Here is a 26,098-nt window from a genome sequence, read left to right as displayed (position 1 = left end):
AATAATTATAACATATAAAGATGAATTTAGAACTCACAGATAAAGTAATTATAGTAACCGGCGGTGCGAAGGGCATCGGCGAGGGGATTGTAAAAGTTTTGGCCGGCGAGGGCGCTATACCGGTTATAGTTGGCCGCGTTGAGGCCGATAACCTTAAAGTGGTACATGCGGTTGAAGCCGCGGGCGGCAAAGCCTTCCAGGTAGTAGCCGAACTTACCGACCCCACAGCAAGCGAAAAAGCTATAAAAGCTGTTGTTGCTCAATTTGGCCGTATAGACGGGCTGGTGAACAACGCCGGTGTAAATGATGGCGTAGGTTTGGAGAGTGGAGATTATGAAGGTTTTGTAGCATCGTTGCATAAAAATGTGGTGCATTATTACCTGATGGCGCACCATGCTTTACCGGAATTAAAAAAATCAAAAGGCGCTATATTAAACATCACCTCAAAAACCGCCGATACCGGACAGGGACATACCTCGGGCTATGCTGCAGCAAACGGGGGTCGTAATGCCTTAACCCGGGAATGGGCTGTTGAACTGTTAAAGTATGGGGTACGTGTAAACGCTATTGTGGTGGCCGAGTGCTGGACTCCGCTATATGCCAACTGGATAAAAACACTATCGGACCCAGAAGCCAAGCTGCGCGAAATTGAATCAAAAATACCACTGGGTAACCGCATGACCACCTCCGAAGAAATTGCCAATACCACCGCTTTCTTACTATCGCCAAGATCAAGCCATACAACCGGGCAACTGATATATGTTGATGGTGGTTATGTGCACCTTGACAGGGCGCTGGCCAATGCCTGATGAGGGCGTATTAAGCATATAAAAGCCTTACGAAGCTTCAACTTCGTAAGGCTTTTTTTATTATTGCTGACTGGTTATAGCGAAAATGCTTTTAAATACAAAGGCCCCTGAGTATCCCAATTCTTCATTACTGATACCAGCTTATCATGCAGTTGTTTGTTATTTACCGCTTTCCCCTTTTTAGGCGGGGTAAGGGCTTTATCATCAACAGGCATATCGGTTACTTTGGTTGCAAACCAGGTAACGTTTTCATGGGGCAGGGCTACGCCTAATATCATTCCTGGTAAACCGCAAAATGACTCAGGTCCTCCGGGTACGGGTATCTCTTCGGTATAAAAGGCCACCACATAAATAGAATCAAGCATTAAGGCGTTGGCCCGGCGACAGGTATAGCCGGCAATATCACGGGTTTCATTTGTAATTTTCCAGCTAATTTTCCTTGTGCTGTCTTTTACCAGAAAAACTTCTTCAAATACATTTTTCTGGGTAATGTTTGTGCCGGTACTAAGATCTGTAAAAACATTATTTACCTGGTTTGACAGCGGACCATTTGAAAAAAAATTATTCGAAACGTTTTCAGGTTCAATGGGGGTAAATAATGTTTTATTATTACCAAAGGTCAGGGTGCTTTTTAATACCTTGAACTGTTTTTGCGATCTTTTATAAGCATCATAAGCGGGTTGCAGATAACTTTCATTATCCTTATTAATTTGTTTTTGAAAAACGGCAAACATGTTAATGGTTTTTTCAAAAGTAATAGTGCCGTTCTGTGTAAAATGCTTGTTTTGTGCAAATAGCCGGTTGCCGCTAAGCACAAATAAAAAAGTGATTGATAGCAGAATGTATTTCATGGTCATTATTTTTTAGGTGTGCCGCCGCCCATGTGGTTAAAATCCCAAACAAGCGAAAGCATAAAATATCTTCGTATAGTAGTATAGCGTTCCTGGGTAAGAATATTGGTAGAACCGGTTCTGCTGTAGCCCGTGTTTTGATTTAGCAGGTCATTACCCGAAATGGATAATTTCAGACTTTCATCCTTTAAAAATGATTTGCTGATATTGGCATTCAGGGTAGTCCGTTTAAAATCCTCACTAAATGCCTGTGTTGCGGCATTATACTGGTAATTAGCATCGGAACTTACTTGGAATTTTCCGGGCAGATAAATATTAAATCCTCCGTAAGCATTAAACCCACGACCATTATTGTTTACCTGTTGCTGCAATGACGATGAGTTAACGGTATAGGTAGGGCCGGCACTTGTCCAAAAGTCATATTTTTTTTGTTTGTATACTGAAAATCTCAATTGCGCCGTGTAAGTATATGATTTGGTTTCATTTAACAGGTTATTGGTCATGTTATAAAACGTGTTTCCATTTGCTCCCAGGTTAATCCCCCCATTTATATCTGTTTTAAAGAGTTTTTGGCCAAAGCCTGTATTAAAATAAAAATTAGATGTCTGCTTATTTTTCAGGTTTGATGACTGATAGGTACTGGCCCCTGCCGAGTCGGTAACTACATTACTCACAATAGGGTTTATAGTGCGTGAATAAGAGCCATTGAGGTAGATAGACTGGCTGCTTAATACCTTATAGGAATAGTAATAAAAGCTTAGCCGGTTGGTAAATGATGGCTTAAGATCGGGGTTACCTAAAGTGATATTCAATGGATCGGTATTTACTATTACAGGCTGTATTTGGTTAATTGTAGGCTGCGTAGTATTGCCATTGTAGTTTAAAGAGAATGTTTGTTGCTGCGAAAACTTATATTGAAAGCTGGCCTGCGGGTTCCAGTTTACAAAATTACGCGTAATGGTGTTATTGGTAAATTCATCAATCTGTTTAAAATCCACGACTGATACCTTTGTACCAAAGTTGACAATGGTTTTATTTTTTTTATAGTTAAAAACCGCTCCAAACTGGTTTGATAGTTGGTTCAGTTTAAAATTATTACTTAGCGAACTGTCTAACAAGGTGTATTCGCCGGGCGATGCCTGGTTGAATGATCGTCTGTCCGATCGGCCATTGTTTATCCCCAGCCCATAATTTACGATAACGGCAAATGTTTTGGTAAAGGGTTCTGAATAGGTAATATTGGTATTTAATACCGAAGTGTGGGTCAGCGTAGTTTTATATTGATCAATTTTGCGCATACTATCCAATCCGCCGCCAATGTTATAATAATCGATCTCGGATTTTAAAAAGCCTTTGGTTTCATTTTGATTGAGCGCCTCATTGATGTTTACAGAGAAGGTGCGGCCCACCTTTTTAAATTTCTTAGTATAAAGTATGTTAGCATTAAATATTTTTTGATCGGTGTTATTAAGTACACTCCTGTTGTTAGTGTTCAACAAAGTATCGTTACCTCTTAAGCTCCGGGTATTATATTTATCGTCAGTGATGCTGCTTTTTATGGTACCGTCAACCGCTATTTTTAAATTTGATGAGGTGTCAAGCTTAACAGTGTAGGTAGCATCAAGCTTTTGCCTGAACATGTGATTGTGAAAGGTTTGATCGTTATTAGAGGTAATGAATGTTCCGGGCAGGTTATTTTGGGTTAAAGTATTTTTGCTGCCATCAACATTTAATGAGCCTATTTTGTAATTGGTATTTAGTGTTTCCTTATCATTATTCCATTTGGTATCATAGTGTAAACCTCCGGATCGGGCCAATGGAATTCCCTGCCCGTTATATCTGCCGCTAAAGGAGTCCAGGTCGTCGCCGCCACCACCATAAAAATAAAATCCGCCGTCATCACTAACCTGCAAACCAGTGCCCCCATATTTGGAATTATCGTCCCAGCCTAAACCTACCTTACCAGTGTTACCAATAGTGCCATAGGCCGAGAATTTTTGCTTTCCTTTAAATCTGTTGAACATGGCCTGTTCCTGGTAATAACCATCGGTACCGCCCTCGGCATCCAGCTTACCGAAATAGCCGTTCTTTTTATCCTCTTTAAGTTTAATGTTGATGGTTTTGTTTTTCACGCCATCATCAATACCGGTAAATGCGGCCTGGTCGCTTTTTTTATCATATAGCTGCACTTTATCAACCATATCCGCGCGCAGGTTTTTGGTAACCAGGGTAGGATCGTCACCAAAAAACTCTTCGCCGTCAACCAATACCTTGCTTACAGTTTGGCCCTGGGCAGTTATTTTGCCGTCCTTATCTACCTGTATGCCGGGCAATTGTTTAAGCAGATCCTCTACCTTAGAATTAGGCTGCACGGTAAATGCCGCCGCATTAAATTCGGTAGTATCGCCTTTTATTTTAACAGCGGCTACTTTGGCTTTAATAATAACCTCGGCCAGCAACTGCGACTTGAGTATCATTTTGATGCGCCCGAAATCGTGTGTGGTATGTGCAGAATCAAGCGTAAACCGATCTACATAATCGGCATAGCCCGGATAAGTCACCATCAATATGAATTTCCCTTTTTTTAGATTGTTCATTGCAAATGTACCGTTGCTTACCCGGGTAAACTTTTGAAGCATCGAATCTTTGGCTGCTAAAACCATCACAGTGGAATTTGTTAACTGGGCGTTGGATGCGGTATCGGCTACGGAACCATTGATTGAATAATTGTTTTGTGCAAACACAGAAATTGTACTTAAACAAAATATTATTAATGCAGAAATTGTGATTTTCATAAGGTAGATTATGGAAACCAAGATATAACTAAAAGTTTAGTATTCAAAGGAATTTAACACTTTAACCTGTAATTTTAACATTTAATAATGGCTGTTTTATATAACTTATTGATTTTCTTTCGCATATAAAATATACGTTTACTCATATTTTAACATCTCAATAGGATCAAAGCGAGCATCTTTTTGTGCTGGATAATATCCAAAGAAAATACCCATTACAGCACAAACAATAAATCATAATAATATATGCTACACTGATACGAGAGCCGGCCATGACGGGGTTAGTGTAATTAGATTTGCTAAAACTACCAGCGCCATATCAACATTTTTCGGAAGTTTGAGTATAAATCCAGATGAACGGTTAACATTTTGAGTTGATAGTGGGTAAATAAAAACCCGGATGGGACAATTTCTTTAACCATCTGTTACTTAAAAAAAGTATATTTTAGCATTGTTATTTAAACGGCCAATCCCCTGGTTGGTTTAACTATAAACTTATGCTCCGAAATGGTAAAAAAAAGTAAAGTTTTATTGCTGAATTTAAAGCTATATAAGATCGTATTTCTTTTTATTATGCTGCTGCCGGCATTTAAAGGCAAAGCCCAGGGATTGATGTTTAACTCCAATGACAGTTTGCTTGGCGAACGTACATCCTATACGGTTTTTAATACCGATGTGCCTACATTTTATGATCATTTAAGGATGAGTTTTGATCTGTCGTTGTGGGATAATGACCATTTGGGTTATGTATTTAACATAATTGATAATAAAAATAACTCCTATAGTTTAACATACATCTTTAATTACAAGGGTTCGCCAACATTAAACTTTAATATCGACAGCAAAAGCAATAAGATCAAAATACCGCTCAGTTTGACCCAGTTAAAAAAAAGGCATTGGATCAATATAAAGGTTGATATTGATCTGCAAGCCAATACCGTAGGGTTTTATGTAAACGGTAAATGGTATAAAGCCACTGATTTTGGGTTTGATAGTAAAATAACACCCATTATTACCTTCGGGAAAAACCCACATTACTCTGATGTGCCCAAAATGGCTATTAAGAATTTAACTATTGGCGATGATAATAAAAGCTATGCCTTTGCCCTAAACGAGTGGTCGGGTAAAAATGTATATGACAACCACGATGAGATAAGGGGCCACGTGGAAAATCCGGTTTGGCTAATTAACGGCTCTTATTTTTGGGAAAAACGGGCCAACTTTAGTTTTAATGAAGTAGCGGGTATTAATTTTAATGCCAGGGATCAAACAGTGTTTATATTCAAGAGCGACTCGTTGGTGCTTTATGATATGAAAAATGGCATCATATCGGCCAGGGCCCTTCAAAACAAAATACCCATACCATTGCTATTAGGTAAAAGCATTATAAACACGAAAGAGAACAAGTGCTACGCTTATGAAGTATTGCGGGCATCTAAGCCTTCTCCGTGTATTGCCTCACTTGATCTGAGTACCTTAAAATGGGATGTAGTTGGCCATGCCAACATTCAGGAACAAAGGCACCACCACAATATATTTTATGATAAAGATCAGGAAGGCCTCTATCTTTTTGGTGGTTATGGTTCATTTGCCTACCATAACGATTTTTTTAAGTACAACAAGCAGACTGATAACTGGGACAAAACGATATTTACAGGCGACAGGATATCGCCGCGTTTTTTTTCGGCTTGTAGTCAGGCCAATGAAAATAACGAAGTATATATTTTTGGCGGATATGGTAATCAATCAGGTAACCAGATAGTGGGGGGCAAACATTTTTATGATTTGTACAAGGTTAACTTAACCAACCATACCATAAAAAAATGCTGGGAAATAAAGCCCGATGAAGAGGATTTTGTACCAACCAATAACCTGTTCATTTCAAAAGATAAAAAATACTTTTACGCACTGTGCTATCCGCATGAAAAGCCTAAAACGCAATTAAGGTTATACAAATTTTCTGTAAAAGATGGCTCATACCAGGTAGTTAGCGGGACTATCCCGGTTACATCTGAGCGCATTGAAAGCGATATTAACCTATTCTTTAACCCAGCGCAGGAGGAGTTTTTTTGCACCATACAAGAGTTTACCACACCCGCCAATTCAACCATCAGGATACTGGCTTTGGAGTTCCCGCCGGTAAGTCAGCAGGATTATGAAAGGTCGCAGCAGGCAATTGCCCCTGCTCCTCCGGTTTATAGATACGTAATAACGGGGATACTGGCCATCCTGTTAATAACCGGAACATTGATATACCTTAAAAGACGAAAAACAAATGAACCAACACAGCAGTCTGATGAAGAGGGTGCCGCGGCAATAGTTCCTGTCAATAAAAAGGAGGACGAGAAAAAGGCCAACGCGGTTTATTTGTTAGGTGAGTTTACCGTGTATGATAAAAACAGCAGGGATATCACCTACCTGTTTAGTCCTAAAATAAAGCAGTTATTTATCCTGGTACTGCTAAACAGTAAGGACGAAAGCGGAGTGGTATCCAAAAAAATATCAACCACTTTATGGCCCGATAAGGACGTTGTAAAAACAAAGAACATCAAAGGGGTAACCATTAATCACCTGCGTAACATTATTGCCGATATAGAGGGTATTGAACTTACCTTTTTAAATGATACTTATTGTTTTAAATTAGGTGATAACGTTTTTTGCGACTATTTTACCGTAACCGATGCCATTAAGCTGATGAGTAGTGCAGACAAACCAGCTGAGCTATCCATATTAAATTACTTTGATCTTATTGCGCGCGGCGGGTTATTACAGCATATCCCCGAAACCTGGCTCGACGATATCAAGCTGGTATATGAAGAAGCCCTGATGCCGGTAATATTACCCGAGATTAAAAGGATATATGAAACCGGCGATTTCAGGAAAGCGCTGGAGATAGCCCGTGTTGTTTTAAATATTGATCCCTTTAATGACGTAGCCTTAAAGTATAAACTAAAAGCGCTCAGGCGCATAAAGGGTATTGAATACGCCCGCAAAGTGTACGAAGAGTTTATAGCGGAATATGAAAAATCGCTGGGTATTGAGTACCCGGTTCCCTTCGATAAGATATGCTCGAACAAAACAGATCAACGTTAAGTTCCAGCTCACGCTTAGCAGTAAAGTCAGTATTCGACCTTCCCCTCACCATCACGTCATTGCGAGGTACGAAGCAATCTCTATGCTGTACAGAGAAAACAGAAAAGTATAACCTGCATGATTGACCTGCCTGCATAGAGATTGCTTCGTGCCTCACAATGAAGCGCGGTGAAAATAAAGTCTTGTTTTTACTTAGAAGCCTGAAAACCCTCCCCTACCAAAGAAAGGTAGATTAATTAGCTATGGTTAATGAAATTTTAAGCGTGTTAATCCATTTATTAACCCATCTTTTAATACTGTCGGGTCTATTATTGTTACGCCGAATGAGCGCGTAGGTTGTAGCAAGCCGGTTTAACCAGCCTGTTTATATATAACACTCATTTGGGCAAATTATTATAAACCACTTTAACCAATTTATTTATGAAGGAAATTTTTACCAATTATGGTGGGTGCCATGGTATCCACTATGCGGCAAAATTTAAGGAAGTGATACGGCATGGTATCATAGCCCTTTTGTTTTTGCTTGTATGTTCTTCGGTTTTTGCACAAGGCAATAACCGCACCGGACTGGTAGCCGATGAAAAAGGCGAGCCGATGCCAGGGGTAAGTGTAAAAATAAAAAACACCACCATTGGAACGGTTACCGGTGCCGATGGTAAATTCAGCCTGAGTGTAACCAGTGGCCAAACGCTTGTATTTAGTTTTTTAGGTTATACCCAACAGGAGGTTCCTGTTACCAACCAAACCAATATTAGGGTAAGCCTTAGCCCCAACGCAACTAATATGAGCGAGGTGGTGGTAGTAGGTTACGGTACCCAGAAAAAAGCAACCGTTACGGGCTCTATCGCTTCGGTTACCAACAGCGAAATCGTGACCACCAAAAACGAGAACGTGCTGAACATGCTTGCCGGTAAGGTTGCGGGTGTACGTATTACCCAAAACACATCAGAACCGGGTTCATTCAGCAATACCTTTGATATACGTGGTTTTGGTAACCCGCTGGTAATTATTGATGGGGTGCCCCGTGATAACATAACGCGCCTTGACCCTAATGATATTGAAAGCATATCTGTACTGAAAGATGCCTCTGCGGCAGTTTACGGTGTACGTGCTGCCAACGGTGTGGTTATCGTAACAACCAAAAAAGGTAAAAAGGGTTCGGTAGAGTTAAACTACTCTGGTACCTATGGCTGGCAAATACCATCATACATGCCAAAACCCGTTGGCGCGCTCGATTATATGACGCTGGTTAACGAGCAATTGCTGCATAACGTAAACGGTGGCCAGGTAAAATATACCGATGCCGATTTTGAGGCGTACAGAAACGGCACAAAAAAGAGCACCGACTGGTATAGCCCGGTTTTTGCCAACAGCGCCCCGCAGCAACAGCATAACCTTAACGCTATAGGTGGTACTGAAAACACCAGCTATTTTATAAGTATGGGTGTTACCGATCAGGACGGTTTTTTCAAGAGCGGCGACCTGAACTATAAAAAATATAACCTGCGTTCAAATATTACTACAAGGGTAAACAAAAACCTTACCGTTGATGTGAACCTGAGCGGAACGCTGGAAGACAAGAACCAGCCCTACCAGGATGCCTGGTGGATCATTCGTTCCTTTTGGCGCCAGGTGCCAACCCAAAGCATTTATGCCAATAACAACCCGGCTTACCTGAACAATGGCGAGGTTGACGGCTCAAACCCGGTGGCTATGTCTAACGCCGATATTAACGGTTATAAACTTATCGCCAACAAATGGTTACAGTCTACAGTATCGGCAACTTATAACGTACCGTTTGTAGAAGGGTTGAGTGCCAAGGGCTTGTATAACTATGACTATTACATGTCGAGCAATAAATTGTACCAAAGGTCATATAACCAGTATAATTATGATGCCAACTCCAATACCTACAGTCCTATAGCCAACCAAACACCGGGTTCGCTTACCAGGCAGTTTTATGAAAAACCAAGCAGCTTAATGCAATTGTCATTAAACTATAACAAGGTTTTAAAAGGCGGTCATAATATTACCGCTTTGGCACTTTATGAAGAAAGAGAACAAAAGGGCGACAACTTTAACGCCCAACGCCAGCTATCGTTACCGGTTGATCAGTTAGGATCTGGCAACGCGTTGAACCAAACTGCAACGGTTGATGACGATTACCCTTTTGATTTTGTTACCAAATCGTTTGTTGGTCGTGTAAATTACGATTACAAATCAAAATACCTGGTTGAGTTTAGCTTCAGGGACGATGCCAACTCTAAAAACTCTCCGCTTAAAAGATGGGGCTTTTTCCCGGGCGCTTCAGTTGGATGGCGGGTATCGCAGGAAGGTTTCTGGAAAAATTCATCGGCACTTTCATTTGTTGACGATCTGAAGATCCGTTTATCTTATGCCAAGCTGGGCGATGATACTGCGCTTGATGGTTTCAATTATCTTTCTGGCTATAATTATCCGGCTACAGGCGGCGGTAATAATACTACGCCTCCCGGATCGGTATTTGACGGGTCATTTGTTAACGGCGCGCAAAACCGTGGTATTAACAACCCGTATATATTTTGGTTAGTTGCTAAAACCTATAATGCCGGTATCGATGTGGCTGCCTGGAACGGTTTACTGGGTGTAACTGTTGATGTTTTCAAGCGGGACAGGAGTGGTTTACTTAATACCAAGGCTGATAATTTACCAGGCGTGGTAGGAGCAGGTTTGCCACAGGAAAACCTTGACAGCGACCAGGCTCAGGGCTTTGATATTGAACTGAACCATCGTAACCATATAGGCAGTTTTAACTATTTTGTTAAAGGTACCTTTGGATATACCCGTACCAAATGGATCAGCCGGGTGCATTCTGTATACGGCAACTCACAGGATAACTGGCATGGTAATAATGATAACCGCTACAACAATATTTTCTGGGGATACGGCGCCGAGGGGCAGTTCCAGAATTATCAGCAAATCCTGAACAGTCCTCAATTTGTATCACGTAATGCCGTTGTAGGCGATTATATTTTGCAGGATTGGAATGGCGACGGTGTGATCAATGACCAGGACGTACATCCTATTGCACAAAACGTAAGTAATAACAACTATTCATCACCAACAACAACTTTTGGTTTAACCCTTGGCGGCTCATACAAAGGGTTTGATATTAATACGGTATGGCAAGGTGCTGCCGGTATTAGCGTATCATATATTGAGCAGCTAAACATTCCGCTATGGGGCGGCGGCAGCGCGCTGGGTATGTTCATGGATAGGTACCACCCAACCGATCCTAAAGCCGATCCTTATAATCCAAACACCGCATGGACACCTGGTTATTTTGCGCTCACCGGTTCAACAGCCAACACCAACTCGCTTTCAAATATCCACAGTGCGGCTTATGTAAGGCTTAAATCGGCCGAACTGGGTTATACCCTGCCCGATGGGATTGCGAAAAAATTAGGCATCAAAGGAGCAAGGATATTTGCAAACGGTTATAACATTTTAACCATTACAGGTTTAAAATACCTTGATCCTGAGCACCCATCGGCCAATTACGGTTATTTATACCCATTGGATAAAATATATTCTATTGGTGTAAATGTTAAACTATAATAATCATACAGATCATGAAAAAATACACATATATCATATTATCCGCTTTGCTTTGCTGGACAACGGCATGTAAAAAGCTGGATACGCTGCCACCAAGCATTGTTACCGACAACGATATTTTTACAAGCAGCGCGGGTATACAGGCCTATATGGCCCGTATGTACAGCACACTGCCCATTGAAGATTTCAGGTACTCACCACAAAGAGGTTTAAACTTTTTCTGGATCATCAGTCCGTTCAGCGCCGTTAGTGGCGAGGCTTTAAGCCGCGACCAGAATGGCGCCATGCAGGAAAGCCTGACCTTTGATAACAGGCCTACAACCTGGTCGCTTTGTTATGGACTTATCAGGGATGCCAACTATTTTGCAGAAACCCTGCCTAAATATGCGTCGAACTTTACACCGGCTCAAATTAGCGCATGGTTGGGCGAGGCCCGCTTTATCCGCGGTGCTACTTATTTTGCTTTGGTAAAACGCTACGGCGGTGTGCCCATTGTTGATAAGGTACTGCAATACCCGCAGCAAAGTATTGATGAGCTGAAAATTCCACGTACATCTGAAGAAAAGGTTTATGATTTTATAGCTGCCGACCTTGACTATGCTTATACCAATTTACCCGAAAGTAACCAGGTTGGCCGTGCCAATAAATACGTAGCCGCGGGCTTTAAATCAAGGGCTATGCTTTATGCCGGTTCCATTGCCAAATACAACCAGATATCATTTGTTGATGGCGGCGGTAACAGGCTTTGCGGTATCCCGTCAGCAAAAGCGGTTACTTATTTTAAAGCTGCTTATGATGCTGCTGTATTATTGGAGGGCAAATACAGCCTTTATAAAAAAGCATGGGCAGCGGGCGACAAAACCGCGCAGTATCAAAATTATGTGAACTTGTTTTTTGATGCCTCAAGCTCCGAAAATGTGTTTGTACGCCAATATCACTACCCCGAATCGGTACATGGTTATGATGCCTACAATGTGCCACGCCAGCTCATGGGAGCCAATGGCTATTCTTCTGAGGTTAACCCTACACTAAACTTTGTGGAGATGTTTGATGGTATTCCTAAAAATGCCGATGGTACCATTAAAACTACAACCGGTGGTAAATATGATCTGTATACCAACACTATGGACCTGTTTGCCAATGCCGAACCGCGTTTAAGAGCAACCGTAATTTTGCCTGGTGATGTGTTTAAAGGTATAAGCGTTGAAATACGCCGTGGTATTTATACCGGTAGTTCAGCTGGCGGCATCAGTCCGCTTTTACCGGCCGGCTCAACCGCGCATTACCCTACTGACAATATGGTACAGTCGGCAAATGCAAGTCAAACCCCTTATAAGTTGCCAAACGGCACAACCATGAACCCGGCCGGCTTAAGCGGTTATTTCACAGGTGATGGTACCTGCTCTGTATCTGGTTTCTCTATCCGCAAAAACCTGGTACCAGATAAGCCAACATCAGAAGTATTGGAGAATCGCTCTGACCAAACCTGGATAGAGTTGCGTTATGCAGAAGTATTGCTTAACCGTGCCGAAGCTGCCTATGAATTAAATTCATTGGGCCAGAATGATAAAAACTATATACAGGACGCGTTTGCCGATATTAACCAGATCAGAGAAAGAGCCGGAGCTACCTTGCTTACCGGTGCTTCTGATCTGAACAATATCAACGTTATACGCACCGAAAGAAAAAAAGAGCTTGGTTTTGAAAACAAAACCTGGTGGGATATGAGAAGATGGAGAGTTGCCGATAAAGAACAGAACAGCACCATTTACCGCACATTGATGCCGTTTTACTCAGCAAATGATGGTAAGTACTTTTTTGACGCCCGTTTAGATGAGCGCAATTCACGCTATACTTTCGATGTTCGCTGGTACTATGAGCAAATCCCGCAGGGTGAGATACAGAAGAGTCAGAATTTAATTCAAAATCCGGGTTATTAATTTTAAGAGAGATGAAAAAACTATTTTATAGTATAGCATTAAGCGTGATAGTTGCCGCGGGCAGCTCATGCAAAAAGGTTGATAATTACGCCGCACCAAACGTAACATTAAAAGGCGTGGTGAAAGATGCCTCCACAGGCGAGAATATACAAACCGAGCAGGGATCAGGTACAAGGATCAAATTATTGGAAATAAGTTGGAGCAGCAATCCAACACCATATTATGTATCTTCATACCAGGATGGTACCTACAGCAACACCAAGCTGTTTGCCGGAAAAGACGTGATATCTGCCGAGGGCCCTTTTGTACCGCTGGTACAGGTTGATAATACCGGCAAAACCATTGTTGACAAAAGCCAGACCGTGGATCTTAAAGATGTAACCACGGTTAACTTTTCGGTTGAACCATTTTTAAGGATAGTGTGGATAGGCGAACCGGTTATTAATGCCGATGGCACCATCACCGCTAAATTTAAATTTACCCGCGGTACCAATGATCCTAACTTCCAGCAGAATATTACGGATGTGTCATTGTTTGTTAACTCAAACAAATACGTGGGCAACAACAACTATGATAATCGTTATACGCCAAAAGTAACTTACGATGGTACAGCGGGTAATGATCTGGTTGGCCAAACCATTACGCTTACAACGGTTGGTGGCGCGCTGCCGGGTAAAAGAGAATACTTTTTAAGAGTAGGCGCAAGAATAGCATATGGTCTTAACTATTATAATTATACCGACGTTAAAACGGTAGCTGCTCCTTAAAAAATTAATATACCTGTGTGCAGAGGGCTCCCCTATGGTCAGCTGCACACATGGTTTATAAAATTCATCGCCCCTGAAAAAACAAAACATATACAAATGAAAAACATTTTATTTTCGTGTTGCCTGGCGGCATTATCCTTAACGGGATATGCGCAAACGGGCAAGCCGGCAAAACTGCCGGAAAAAACAGCCTTTCAAACCAGTAGCCCCTGGATCCCTGAGATTGATGTACGGTCGGACATTGCCATTGTTTACGGCGCTAATGACCGGCCCGGTTTAACCTTTGAGCAGCGGGTACAATCATGGCGCGATCATGGTTACCAGGTAAACTTTATGACCGGTATAGCCTGGGGCGATTATAAAGATTACTTTTTGGGTAAGTGGGATGGCATAAATCATCTTGGTGTAGGGCAGGTTACCATGAAAGGCGATACTATTTTTCATGGTAAAAATATGCCTTATGTGGTGCCCGATAAATCATTCATCGAGTACATGAAAACCGCGGTTGTAAAAAAAGTGATCAACGCGGGTATCACCACTATTTTTTTAGAAGAGCCTGAATTTTGGGCACGTGCGGGCTACAGCGCGGGCTTTAAAGCACAATGGCAAACGTATTATGGCTTCCCCTGGAAACCACAGGATGCATCGGCAGAGAATACCTACCTGTCGAGCAAGTTAAAATACCACCTGTATTATGAAACTATAAAAGAGGTATCCAACTATGCCAAAGCATATGGAAAAAGCAAGGGTTTAGATATTAAGGTTTTTATTGCCACGCACTCGCTGGTAAATTATTCGTCATGGCAAATTGTGAGCCCTGAAGCAAGCCTGGCCTCGCTGCCCGGTATTGATGGTTACATAGCACAAGTATGGACAGGTACCGCCCGTGAACCTACATTCTTTAACGGTCAACGCAAGGAACGTGTATTTGAAAACGCGTTCCTGGAATATGGCTCGGTAGTATCCATGACCGCGCCAACCGGCCGCAAAGTTTTTTTCCTGACCGACCCGATTGAAGACTGGCCGCGCGACTGGAGCGATTACAAACGCAACTACCAGGCTACTTTCACCGCCAAATTATTATATCCCATGGTTGCCGACTACGAGGTAATGCCATGGCCCGAGCGTATCTACACCCACCCATACAAAGTAGCTAACAGTGATGCCAAAGTATTGATCCCGCAGTATTACTCCACCCAAATGCAGATCATGGTAAATGCTTTAAACAGCATGCCGGTATCGGCCAACCGGGTATCTGGTGTAAATGGTATTGGCGTGCTGATGAGCAATACGCTGATGTTCCAGCGTTTCCCTACGCATAATGGTTTTGAGGATCCGCAGTTCTCCAATTTTTACGGACAAACCCTGCCATTGTTAAAACGCGGTGTTCCGGTGCAAACGGTACACATGGAAAACCTCCAGTATGCTGCCTCATTAAAAAATGTAAAAGTATTGGTAGTGAGCTACTCTAATATGAAACCGGTATCGGCGGCTATACATACCAGCTTAGCCAATTGGGTAAAACAAGGCGGTATTTTAATTTATTGCGGCCGCGATGATGATCCTTACCAATCAGTAATGGAATGGTGGAATACTAAAGGCAACAAGTTCACCGCGCCATCGCAACATTTATTTAAGCTGCTCAACATCAACCCAACCGGCGATGACCAGAAATTTAAAGTAGGCAAGGGCGCGGTTTATGTAATGAGGCAAAACCCTAAAGAGTATGTACTGGAAGCCGGTAAAGATGATAACTACATCAGCACCGTAAAACAGGCTTATGAAAAAGATGCCAAAGCCGGCGAGTTGTCATTTAAAAATAGCTTGTATCTGGAGCGTGGTCCTTATGATGTGGTATCGGTACTGGACGAAAATGCCGACAGCAAACCCTACACCATCAAAGGCCCGGTTATAGATCTGTTCGATCCTCAGTTGCCTGTGCTAACTGAAAAGGTGGTAAATCCCGGCGAACAATCATTATTATATGTAGTGAATCGTGTTCCCAACAAAAAACAGCCCCAGGTTTTAGCTTCGGCATCAAGAATCTATAACGAAAATGTACAGGGCAACAGCTACGTTTTTGTGGCCAAAAGTCCGGCAAAAACATTAAACAGTGTAAGAGTGCTATTACCCGCGCAACCAAAGGAAACAAAGGTAACTGACAGCACAGGCCAAAATATCAGCGATGTGAAAACTTCATGGGATGCATCGTCAAACACCTTGTTCCTGGGTTTTGCCAATAGCCCTGATGGTGTAAAGGTTAATTTAAAGTGGTGAAAAATATAAAACCAATTATATAAACCTCAAATACCAAAACCTATGAAGAAGAAAACCATGATGATGAACAGCCTTTTAATTCTGTTATTATTTGCTTCGTGCCAAAAAAGCGGCAATACATCGGGCAATAAGCAGAAGGACAACAAACAAACGGTAACCGCGGCACCACCGTCTGACACGCCGAGGGCCGCGCTCCGCAGTATTATTGAAAACGTAACCGCAGCCGACGGTAAAATATATGACGCCAAAGATAATACGGGTAAAACTATGGATTGTCTCAAGATCATTGCCAATCCTTCGGGCGGTTATATTGGGGTTTATCATACCATGATCAACGGAACTTTCAAAACCAATGTAGCGTCATCAACCGACCTGCTGCACTGGACATGGATCCGTGAGCTTGCGGGGAGCGGTAACGGGGGGGCATCACAGCCTACTATTGCAGCTACCGCCACAGGTGGTTTTGTGATGGTTTGGGAGCAGGAACCGAACAACCACCTTAAATTCAGCTACTTTAACAGCTGGACAGACCTGCAGAACGGTGCGGTTGCCAAAACATTCGAGGCGCCGCATACGCTGTCGACCTGTGCAGAGGGTACGCCTAATATTTATTCGGCAAGCAGTACTGCTGTTGATGTAGGCTTTCATTACTGGTCAAACTGTGATGTTGACCGCCAGGCCCGTGGTACCACCACATGGACATCATGGAGCGCCAATTCGCAACCGCAAATTGATAATGCTATTTTGTACTGGGGCGTAAAAGGCAACATTGGCGACAGGGATGGTTCCCTGAAATTTCAGAATTTTAACTTCGGCCTTATTGAAGGGCAGGGCGCTAAAAATGATTTTGGAACATGGCGTTGTTACCTGTATGACTATCAAACAGGTAATGCCGATAAACTGAATATCCATACTGACGGTGGCAGCCAGGCCTTTGCAAACCCTACCATTACCGCGTTAACGGTTGATGGCCAGCCGGCATTGGTTATCACGCAGTTTATCCCTTCGCAGTTATCTGCAAATGGCGAGGCGGGCGAATTGATCTATTACAAAAAATTATAAAAATAAGCAGCGTTGCGCAATTGAATTCGGCATGATCTGTGCCCTCTTAAAAAGGGCACAGATCATTATTGTTTAATCAATATGTATGCATGGGCAAGCACACTGTATAGAATCCTGAAGATAGATTGTAAAAATATAATTGGTATAATATAAAGTTTGGTATCCAGCCTGTATATTGCATCGTTGATTAAACGTTTTAGCAGAGTCAGAATAAAGCACACAAATAAGTAATAATGAAAAGAGTATTTCTTTGGGCATTTGCCTTTTTACCATTGATCTCATCGGCACAGGTTGAAAAAACCACCAGCCCTGTTGATTATATTAACCCCCTGATGGGTACGTCATCCAAGCCAACCCTGTCAAACGGTAATACCTACCCGGCAGTGGCCCTGCCCTGGGGTATGAACTTTTGGACACCACAAACCGGTAAAATGGGTAATGGCTGGCAATACACTTATGAGGCCGATAAAATACTGGGTTTTAAACAAACGCACCAACCATCGCCCTGGATGAACGATTATGGCATGTTTTCCATATTTCCGGAAACCGGCAAATTGAAGTTAAATGAAGTGCAGCGCGCCAGCTGGTTCTCGCATAAAGCCGAAATAGCTAAGCCATATTACTACAGCGTTTACCTGGCCGATTACGATGTAACTACCGAAATTACCCCGACTGAACGGGCAGCCAGTTTCAGGTTCACATTTCCTAAAAGCGATAGCTCACATATTGTGATCGACGCGTTTGACAAGGGATCATACGTAAAAATAATTCCGGGCGAACAAAAGATCATCGGTTACAGCACTAAAAACAGCGGCGCTGTGCCTGCCAATTTTAAAAACTACTTTGTTATTTATGTTGATAAACCTTTTGAGCTGGCATCGGCATGGCACAACTGGCAAACAGATGGCTCGTTAGAATATACCGGCGACCATGCCGGCGCGGTGATCAGCTTTAAAACCAAAAAAGGGGAGCAGGTACACCTGCGGGTGGCTTCGTCCTTTATCAGCATTGAGCAGGCCGAACTCAATTTAAAACGTGAGGTTGGTACCGATAAATTTGAAACTACCTGTCAAAAAGCAAAAGATACCTGGAACAAGACCCTGAGCAGATTGGCCCCGGAGGGTGGCACTATCGGCCAAACCCGTACTTTTTATTCCAGTCTTTACCGCATGCTTTTCTTCCCCAACAAAATGTATGAGGTTGATGCTAAAGGGCAAAATGTACATTACAGCCCTATTAATGGAAAAACACTGCCCGGCTATTATTTTGCAGGTACAGGTTTTTGGGATACTTTCAGGGCATTATATCCTTTCCTGAACCTGGTATATCCATCTATTAATAAAGAGATGCAGGAAGGTTTGATAAATTCATACAAAGAGGGCGGCTGGCTGCCCGAGTGGTCGAGCCCTGGTTATGCTGATTGTATGATAGGCAATAACTCCGCGTCGGTAGTTGCCGAAGCCTATTTAAAAGGTATGCGTGGTTATGATATTAACACCTTGTATGAAGCGCTGAAACATGGTGCCAATAACGAAGGCCCAAATGCAACCGGCCGCAGAGGGGTGCAGTATTATAACACCCTGGGCTATGTACCTTACGATGTAAAAATTAATGAAAATGCTGCCCGCACGCTGGAGTATGCGTATGATGATTTTGCCATATACCAGTTAGGTAAAGCGCTTGGCAAGCCCGCGTCCGAAATAGACATTTACAAAAAACGCAGCCAGAATTACCGTAACCTGTTTGATCCGCAAACCAAGCTGATGCGTGGTAAAAACAAGGATGGTTCGTTCGAAACACCGTTTAACCCGTTTAAATGGGGCGACGCTTTTACCGAGGGTAATAGCTGGCATTACAGCTGGAGCGTGTTCCATGATATACAAGGACTTATTAACCTGGTAGGCGGCAAGCCACAATTCGCAGCCAAGCTCGATTCTGTATTTACCATGCCGCCGGTTTTTGACGATAGCTATTACGGAACAGTGATCCACGAGATCCGCGAAATGCAGATAGCGAATATGGGTCAATATGCGCATGGCAATCAGCCGATACAGCACATGATATACCTGTATAATTATGCCGGCCAACCCTGGAAAACGCAATACTGGGCACGCGAAACTATGAACAAGCTGTACAAAGCCACACCCGATGGCTATTGCGGCGATGAGGATAACGGACAGACCTCGGCCTGGTACATATTTTCGGCCATGGGCTTTTACCCGGTAACCCCAGCCAGCGACCAATATGTATTAGGCGCGCCGCTATTTAAAAAGCTAACCATTAAACTTGAAAATGGCAAGGTAATAACCATAAACGCGCCTAAGAACAGCGTTGCTAATAAATATGTAACCAGTCTTACTGTAAACGGCAAACCATATGATTTTAACTGGCTTAGCCACAAAGCATTGTTGAATGGTGCTATTCTGAATTTTGACATGTCGGCCACGCCAAACAAACAACGTGGAACCAAGGCTGCCGATGTACCTTATTCTATGTCGAATGAGAAATAGGGTTTAATACACCTCGTCATTGCGAGGAACGAAGCAATCTCTATGCTATACAGGGTTAATACGCCCGTGAAGTTTAAACTTCACGGGCGTATTAAATTAAAAATCATGTCATTGCGAGCGCAGCGTGGCAATCTCATCATGCAGGTTGCACAAGCAAGTTTGTTACTTATCCTGTGAGATTGCCACGCTGCGCTCGCAATGACATAGTTTACTTTGCAATTCCCGTAAGCCAGGCAACCACCCGCTACTCCGCGCCGCTATTCTTCTTATAAGCCAGCCACACATAAAATGGTATACCGCCCATCAGCAGTAAAAAACCATAGTATACGGCTTCTTTACCCGTTCCGGCAATGGTCCATAAGGCATAGCCAAAGGCCAAAATAGCCAGTATAACGGCACCCGTTAAGCCATTAACCTGTTTTTGCTTTACCCTGATGATCAGGTAGGCGGCTGCCGATAGCAGATAGGGGATCAATATAGATAGTAAGGATAACAACAATAAAAACCTGAACTGCTCTACCAGTCCTTTGGTGTAGTTCATGCTCATGAAAAGAGATACCATGACACTGCTCACCAAAATACCTACGTAGGGTACACCCTTTTTATTTTGCCTGGCAAATACCGCCGGGAATAATTTATCGTTGGCAATGGCAAAGGGTACCTGACCCTGTAATAGTGTCCAGCCGTTAAGCGAGCCAAAAGCGGCAATGGCTATCCCGGCGCTCACCCAGTAACGGGCGTTACTGCCATAAATCACCACGGCAGCATCGGCAAAAGGAGTAACCGAACGTTGCAGCGCGGCAGACGGGATAATGCCCATCACACTAAAACTACTCAATATATATACCAGCGTAGCGATCAGTAAACCCAGTAAAGTAGCACGGGGAATTGTTTTTTCGGGATTGGCCACACTGCCTGCCGGTACCGTGGCACTTTCGATGCCGATAAAAGCAAACATGGTCATGGTGGCAGTAGCCATTAAAGCGCCATATATAGTAGTATTACTGCCATTGAAAGGGATAAAATTTTTGGCCTGGATAAAAAACAAGCCACCTATAGCCACCAGTACAAGCGGGGCTACCTTTAAAATAGTAGTGATCAGTTGTACTTTACCACCCGTAACTACACCTCTGGTATTAATATACGTAAGCAGCCATATAGTACATAGTCCGGTTGATATAGCTATAACAGAGCTGGATGCCAGTACCGGGAAAAAGGTACTCATGGCGCTAACAAAGGAAATGGTTATAGCAGCGTTGGCGCATGAAACCGCTAAATAATAACCCCAGGCTACCAGGAAACCGGCAAAATCGCCAAGACCGTTGCGGGTATAAGCGTAAGGACCGCCCGTGGCATGGGGCAACAACTTGCTCAGATTACTGAAAACTTTGGCTAAAAAGAATGAGCCTATAGCCGAAAATACCCAACCTAATAAGCCAATACTACCAAAGGAGGCCATAGCGGCGGGCATCAGGAATACCCCGGCGCCAATCATATTACCTACCACGAGGGAGGTACTTGTCCATAAACCTAATTTATTTTTTTCCGGGGATGATGCGGGCATAACGGTGTGATTTTTTTGCGAAGATAAGATAGGATATTTATTTCCTTAATCCCCAAAAATGGGGTGGATGGATCGAAATAAGTATTACTAATAAATGCGTACTCATTGGATGCGTTAAAAAAAGTTAAAAATTACTCAAGATCAAATAGTTGCGCTAATTTTATTTGTACCAATGAAACTTGAAGCCACTATATTAATTGTTGCCATTTGCCTGATCACTTCTGAACGGGTCAAAGGGCAGTCACCTAAAATACAGCAGGGTTTGTTGCTTAAAAGCGCTACCGCCATCAGGTTAGGTAACGTGCGGGTTTTAAATAAACGCAGTGGGACAGCTGCAAGGTCAAACACAGTTGGTGTGTTTAATATTGCGGCCATGCCGGGAGATACACTTCGGTTTGAGAGCGCCAGTTACCTAACCAACGAGTTTGTTGTTACCGACCTGGCTGATAAAATAATGTACCTGCAGCCAGTAATTGAACTGGCGGAGGTAGTGATCAAAGAAAATTCTATTATCCGGGAGATCAGGGAAACTCAGAAAGGCTACCGTAAAAAAAGCGTTTTTTATACCGGGACACCGCATTACTATTACCTGTTTTTAAAGCCCATGACTTTTATTTATGAGAATTTTAAAAGTGAGGTTAAAGACGCCCGCAGGTTTAACCGTTTTGCCAAACGGGAACTGAATGCTTATGAAGTTGCCAAACGGTTTAATGATTCACTTATCAAAAAGGTAGTTCCAGTTGACGCCGATAAAATTGACAATTTCAGAGCTGATTATGCCCCTTCGCTAAAGCTGCTAAATACCATGAACAATTATGATCTTATTAATTACATAAAGGATAGTTATGAGGATTATAAAAAGAAAAATGGTGGTAATAAACAATCACTACAGCTGTAAACAGTATCCTTCGGGATATTTCAACCCTATATTGCCACTACTTTATATCCATAAGGGCTAATATCTGCCATATTTCAGGCAAAAGTTCCAATCTTTATAAACATTTAAAGCGTAAAATCCTTTTATACCAGGATATACTTGCCGCTAACAAATACCCGTTCAAATTACACTAATCTACCCGGAGCCATAATGAAGAATCACCAATTTCAATATCTGAAAAACATTATAAAAACGCTACTCTATAAACCGGTTACCTGCTCCCTGATTACAGTTGCCGCTCTTTTCATCATCAGTTTTACGATTATAGTCAAAAAAGATCCGCTCCCGGTTGCCGATAAGAACAACGGGGGATTGTTTTTGCCTGGTAATTTTAAAGCGGTTGTAGTGGTTGATAGTCTGGAGGGTGGGGCCCGTCATCTGGCGGTTAATGGTAATGGCGATATTTATGTAAAGCTCCGGTTCCCTGATTCTATTGGAGGGAATGTTGCCCTGCGCGATACCAACCACGATGGCAAGGCCGATATCATTAAAAAATTTGCCGACTATGAGGATAAGGGAAGTTATGGTACAGCTATGCGTGTCCATAAAGGATATCTTTATTTCAGTTCGCAGATTAATGTGTACCGGGTAAAGCTTAACCCCCAAACGCTGGTTCCCGATGGCAAGCTGGAACTGATAGTTCATGATATACACCCCGAGCATGAGCACGATGCCAAGCCTATAGCGTTTGATAACAAAGGCAATATGTATGTTGCTTTTGGGGCGCCATCAAACGCGTGCCAGGTACAAAACAGGGTACCCGGTTCTATGGGTATTAAAGGCTGCCCTTTGTTAACAGATTACGGCGGGATATGGCGGTTTGATGAAGCAAAGCCCAATCAATTGCAAAAAGATGGGATGCGTTATGCAACCGGCCTACGCAGTGTGGTGGCTATGGACTGGAACACCACCGACAGTTGTTTATACGTTGTAGCACACGGGCGCGATGACCTGCGCCTGCAATTCCCCAAAAAGTTTAGTGCGTGGCAAAGCGCAGTATTACCGGCCGAAGAATTTTTGAAGATAAAGGAAGGCACTGATGCCGGGTGGCCATACTATTATTATGACCCCATTAAAAAGAAGAAGCTATTAAATCCGGAATATGGTGGCGACGGAAAAAAAGCAGGGAACGGTGCAAAATACGCCCAGCCTATTATGGCCTTCCAGGCGCACTGGGCACCTAATGATCTGCTTTTTTATACCGGCAACCAGTTTCCTGCAAGGTATAAGAATGGCGCTTTTATTGCCTTTCATGGTTCAACCAATCGTTCGCCTTACCCGCAGGCTGGCTTTTTTGTTTGTTTTGTGCCTTTTAAAAACGGAAGGCCGGTTGGCTCCTGGGAAATTTTTGCGGATGGTTTTACAGGCCGTACTACCGTGATTAGTGTGAGTGACGCTGTGTACAGGCCAATGGGGGTTTCTATGGGGCCCGATGGATCATTATATGTAAGTGATACAGAGAAGGGGAAGGTATGGCGGATATTTTACCAGGGCGATAAAACTAAATTCACAAGCGCTCAACTGGCTAAAATGGAATTAAGGAAAAAGTTGCCAGGCTTTAAGATTCCGGATGTGATGCGTAATAACCTGATGACTGGCATGTTAACAGGTGGGGCTAAAATTTACGCTACTTATTGCGTTAACTGCCATCAAAAAGACGGCAAGGGCGATGGTAACCTGTTCCCGCCATTAGGTGGCTCAGAATGGGTTACCGGTGGTAAATTTATGGAGAAGGAACCGGCCATCAAAGTTTTACTGAATGGCCTTGAGGGTCCGGTTAAGGTTAAAAATAAACCGTATAATAGTGTAATGCCCAAGCATGATTTTTTAAGCGACACCCAAATTGCCCAGGTACTTACTTATATCCGCAATAATTTTGGTAACAACAGCAGTTTGGTTTCCACATTAGAAGTTAAAAAAGTACGTGCAGAGTTAAAGGTAAAATAACTTTTAAAATCATGCTGTTATTAATCCTTTATTCAGAGAACATTGGTATCAGTACGTTTTTGTTTAACAAAAATATCGGGGCTTAAAGAACTTTCCCGTAATAATTTGGCGTGGTTATAGGATATCTGTTTATATAGCTGCGGATCAAGGTTCATCAACTGCTCGTTGTTTAAAACGGTAAAGTATATAAATAATTTAGATAGCCTGTTCCCTGATTCATCAGACACCTGGTTTAAGCAATTCAAATACCCGTTAATAGCCGAATAGTCATCTGATATAATAGCATTTTTTACTTTAAGATCATAAAACAGGGATTTCATGAAGGGAGTATATAAATACTCTTCCTGTTTATATGATGCTGAAATAGTGTTGTTGCTATTCAATAATTCGGTTTTGTTATCCAGAACAAAGTGTGCATTAGATGCCGCTATTTTCAAAAAGTAATTGTACGCAAATGATGTTTCGGCGCTTGTTTTATTTACTTTATTTAGCGCGCTAACAAATCGCAACGTTTTAAAGGGCTTTTGGCAAATAAATGTAGCATATGCCACCAGCAGATAAACAAGGTCATTGGCCTTTTTATCATACATGCTTTCGCTTTGTTTGGGCGGATTAAAATAGAACCGGGTCACTTCAGCAAAAAAATCTTTTCTGACCATACCATATTTAAAGTATTGATAAATGGCATTGAGGCAGTGTAAAGGATTTATAGCAAATTGCTGAAAATCATGCTGCGGGAAGCTTTTAAGTTTTGCCAGGCAATCTTCCAGTTGCTTAATTTCTAACTGCAGTATGGCTATGGTTGCCAGAGCAGTATAGGTAAGTGCTTTTTTATGATCCGAAAGCTCAAATTTCAGCAAGGTTTGTAACGCTTTTTTGTAATCAACATGAACCATCTCTATTCCAAAAAAGTAATAAAACAGTCCGTCGCCACAATCCTGTTTAAAATAATTTGCTGTGGTTTCGGGGTTATTGGATGCAAAACAAACCCTTTGAAGCAGATCACCTAAAAAAAGGATCAATTCTGATTTTTCTTTGGGGTTAAGGCCGGTTTGTGCTAAAAGCTCGAAACTCTCCTGCTGCCCGTTTTTAACAGCATGTATCACACACCATTTTATTACAGGTAATTTGTGTTCACTTTCAACAAAGGCATTATTAATTAACTTAATCAGGTTCTGATCAAAACGTTGGTTGTTCTCTAACAAAAGTTTTCTGGCAATGGTAAATTCTAAAAAGTTATTGCTGCCAAATTGCACCAGTGTTTTAAACTGAAAATCATTGCTTGAATTCACTTCTCTTAAAAAACCGATGCTTAATAATTCATTATAAGCATGGCTGTATTGTTTTAACAGATCATTACATCTAAACTTATCTAACTCATATATCYCATTCTTAAAATCCATTTCATCAACCAGCTCTTTGAGTAACAGTATCTTTTCGGTTGCATAGTGCCCCAGGTAAACCTTATTCAGTATAAATATGGATATCAGTTCATAAATGCAGATATGATCAATATTGTTAAGCGAAAAATTATTTTTATGCTGTTTGTAATAAAATTGGAAGTATAAGGGGTGGTTAAAATTATTGGCGACATCAATGGCTATAAAATTTTGGATACCCGGATTTATGGTTCGGCACAGTTCTCTTATCTCCTGTATATTAAACAGCGGCACATTGGTGGTTAGGTCATGATCTGTTATAAAGCCAGTGAACCAATTGTTGAGACCAAACTCCATATTGTGCTTGTTATTGATCCAGTTTGCCGATCGCATRGTTAAAACCAGCTTAAACCATTCATGCGATTGGTAAAAAGAGAAAATGTCCATCAACTGGTTTAGTACCAGTTCAAACTGGTCATTTTTGAACATGTGTTCATCAAACCCATCAATGATAAKGTAAAATTTGCCTCCATTACGCTTGTTTATATCAAACAGAGCCTCAATATCTTC

At 42.2% G+C, this 26,098-nt stretch carries 14 protein-coding genes; 10 read left to right on the top strand and 4 right to left on the bottom strand.

Going from position 1 to position 26,098, the window contains the following annotated elements; all coding sequences use genetic code 11:
• The first annotated feature begins 20 nt into the window (after positions 1–20).
• Positions 21–809 (top strand): SDR family oxidoreductase, encoded by a 789-nt coding sequence (locus AC1DRQ_RS19470; protein ID WP_477426451.1) that lies wholly within the window; start codon positions 21–23, stop codon positions 807–809.
• Between the two features lie 74 nt (positions 810–883).
• On the opposite strand, the gene AC1DRQ_RS19465 is transcribed toward AC1DRQ_RS19470, so the two are convergent.
• Positions 884–1,660: a GLPGLI family protein gene (locus tag AC1DRQ_RS19465; RefSeq protein WP_477426450.1), complete on the bottom strand. Its 777-nt coding sequence runs from the start codon at positions 1,658–1,660 to the stop codon at positions 884–886.
• A 5-nt stretch (positions 1,661–1,665) separates the two neighbouring features.
• On the bottom strand, positions 1,666–4,455 hold the full coding sequence (locus AC1DRQ_RS19460; RefSeq protein WP_477426449.1) for an outer membrane beta-barrel protein: 2,790 nt from the start codon (positions 4,453–4,455) through the stop codon (positions 1,666–1,668).
• 507 nt (positions 4,456–4,962) lie between these two features.
• On the opposite strand from AC1DRQ_RS19460, the gene AC1DRQ_RS19455 reads away from it, so the two are divergent.
• The 7 genes from AC1DRQ_RS19455 to AC1DRQ_RS19425 all read left to right on the top strand — a co-directional run bounded on the left by AC1DRQ_RS19455 (position 4,963) and on the right by AC1DRQ_RS19425 (position 19,701).
• The gene (locus tag AC1DRQ_RS19455) at positions 4,963–7,548 is read left to right on the top strand and encodes a bacterial transcriptional activator domain-containing protein (protein WP_477426448.1); all 2,586 of its coding nucleotides are present in this window, start codon (positions 4,963–4,965) and stop codon (positions 7,546–7,548) included.
• A gap of 420 nt (positions 7,549–7,968) precedes the next feature.
• Positions 7,969–11,145 carry a SusC/RagA family TonB-linked outer membrane protein gene (locus tag AC1DRQ_RS19450; protein WP_477426447.1) on the top strand — a complete coding sequence of 1,059 codons (3,177 nt, stop codon included), beginning with the start codon at positions 7,969–7,971 and terminating at the stop codon, positions 11,143–11,145.
• Between the two features lie 14 nt (positions 11,146–11,159).
• Positions 11,160–13,085 carry a RagB/SusD family nutrient uptake outer membrane protein gene (locus AC1DRQ_RS19445; protein ID WP_477426446.1) on the top strand — a complete coding sequence of 642 codons (1,926 nt, stop codon included), beginning with the start codon at positions 11,160–11,162 and terminating at the stop codon, positions 13,083–13,085.
• A gap of 11 nt (positions 13,086–13,096) precedes the next feature.
• On the top strand, positions 13,097–13,852 hold the full coding sequence (locus tag AC1DRQ_RS19440; RefSeq protein WP_429399893.1) for a DUF3823 domain-containing protein: 756 nt from the start codon (positions 13,097–13,099) through the stop codon (positions 13,850–13,852).
• 96 nt (positions 13,853–13,948) lie between these two features.
• A complete protein-coding gene (locus AC1DRQ_RS19435) occupies positions 13,949–16,129 on the top strand; it encodes a hypothetical protein (RefSeq protein ID WP_477426445.1) in 2,181 nt (726 codons plus the stop codon).
• Between the two features lie 42 nt (positions 16,130–16,171).
• Positions 16,172–17,191, top strand: coding sequence for a hypothetical protein (locus tag AC1DRQ_RS19430; protein ID WP_477426444.1), 1,020 nt, complete (start codon positions 16,172–16,174; stop codon positions 17,189–17,191).
• A gap of 233 nt (positions 17,192–17,424) precedes the next feature.
• Complete coding sequence (locus AC1DRQ_RS19425) at positions 17,425–19,701, top strand: GH92 family glycosyl hydrolase (protein WP_477426443.1); 2,277 nt, start codon at positions 17,425–17,427, stop codon at positions 19,699–19,701.
• A gap of 244 nt (positions 19,702–19,945) precedes the next feature.
• On the opposite strand, the gene AC1DRQ_RS19420 is transcribed toward AC1DRQ_RS19425, so the two are convergent.
• On the bottom strand, positions 19,946–21,265 hold the full coding sequence (locus tag AC1DRQ_RS19420) for an amino acid permease (RefSeq protein ID WP_477426442.1): 1,320 nt from the start codon (positions 21,263–21,265) through the stop codon (positions 19,946–19,948).
• Positions 21,266–21,437: 172 nt separating this feature from the next.
• On the opposite strand from AC1DRQ_RS19420, the gene AC1DRQ_RS19415 reads away from it, so the two are divergent.
• Positions 21,438–22,163, top strand: a complete 726-nt coding sequence (locus AC1DRQ_RS19415) for a hypothetical protein (protein WP_477426441.1) — start codon at positions 21,438–21,440, stop codon at positions 22,161–22,163.
• A gap of 189 nt (positions 22,164–22,352) precedes the next feature.
• Positions 22,353–24,149 carry a PQQ-dependent sugar dehydrogenase gene (locus tag AC1DRQ_RS19410; protein ID WP_477426440.1) on the top strand — a complete coding sequence of 599 codons (1,797 nt, stop codon included), beginning with the start codon at positions 22,353–22,355 and terminating at the stop codon, positions 24,147–24,149.
• A gap of 32 nt (positions 24,150–24,181) precedes the next feature.
• Here the strand turns inward: AC1DRQ_RS19410 and AC1DRQ_RS19405 are convergent.
• The coding region (locus tag AC1DRQ_RS19405) for a hypothetical protein (RefSeq protein ID WP_477426439.1) at positions 24,182–26,098 on the bottom strand (1,917 nt) is incomplete at its 5' end.

Source organism: Mucilaginibacter sp. P4_E8, assembly GCF_056401495.1.
The sequence above is the reverse complement of the archived record's forward strand: the minus strand, read 5'-3'. Positions and strand labels throughout refer to the sequence as shown.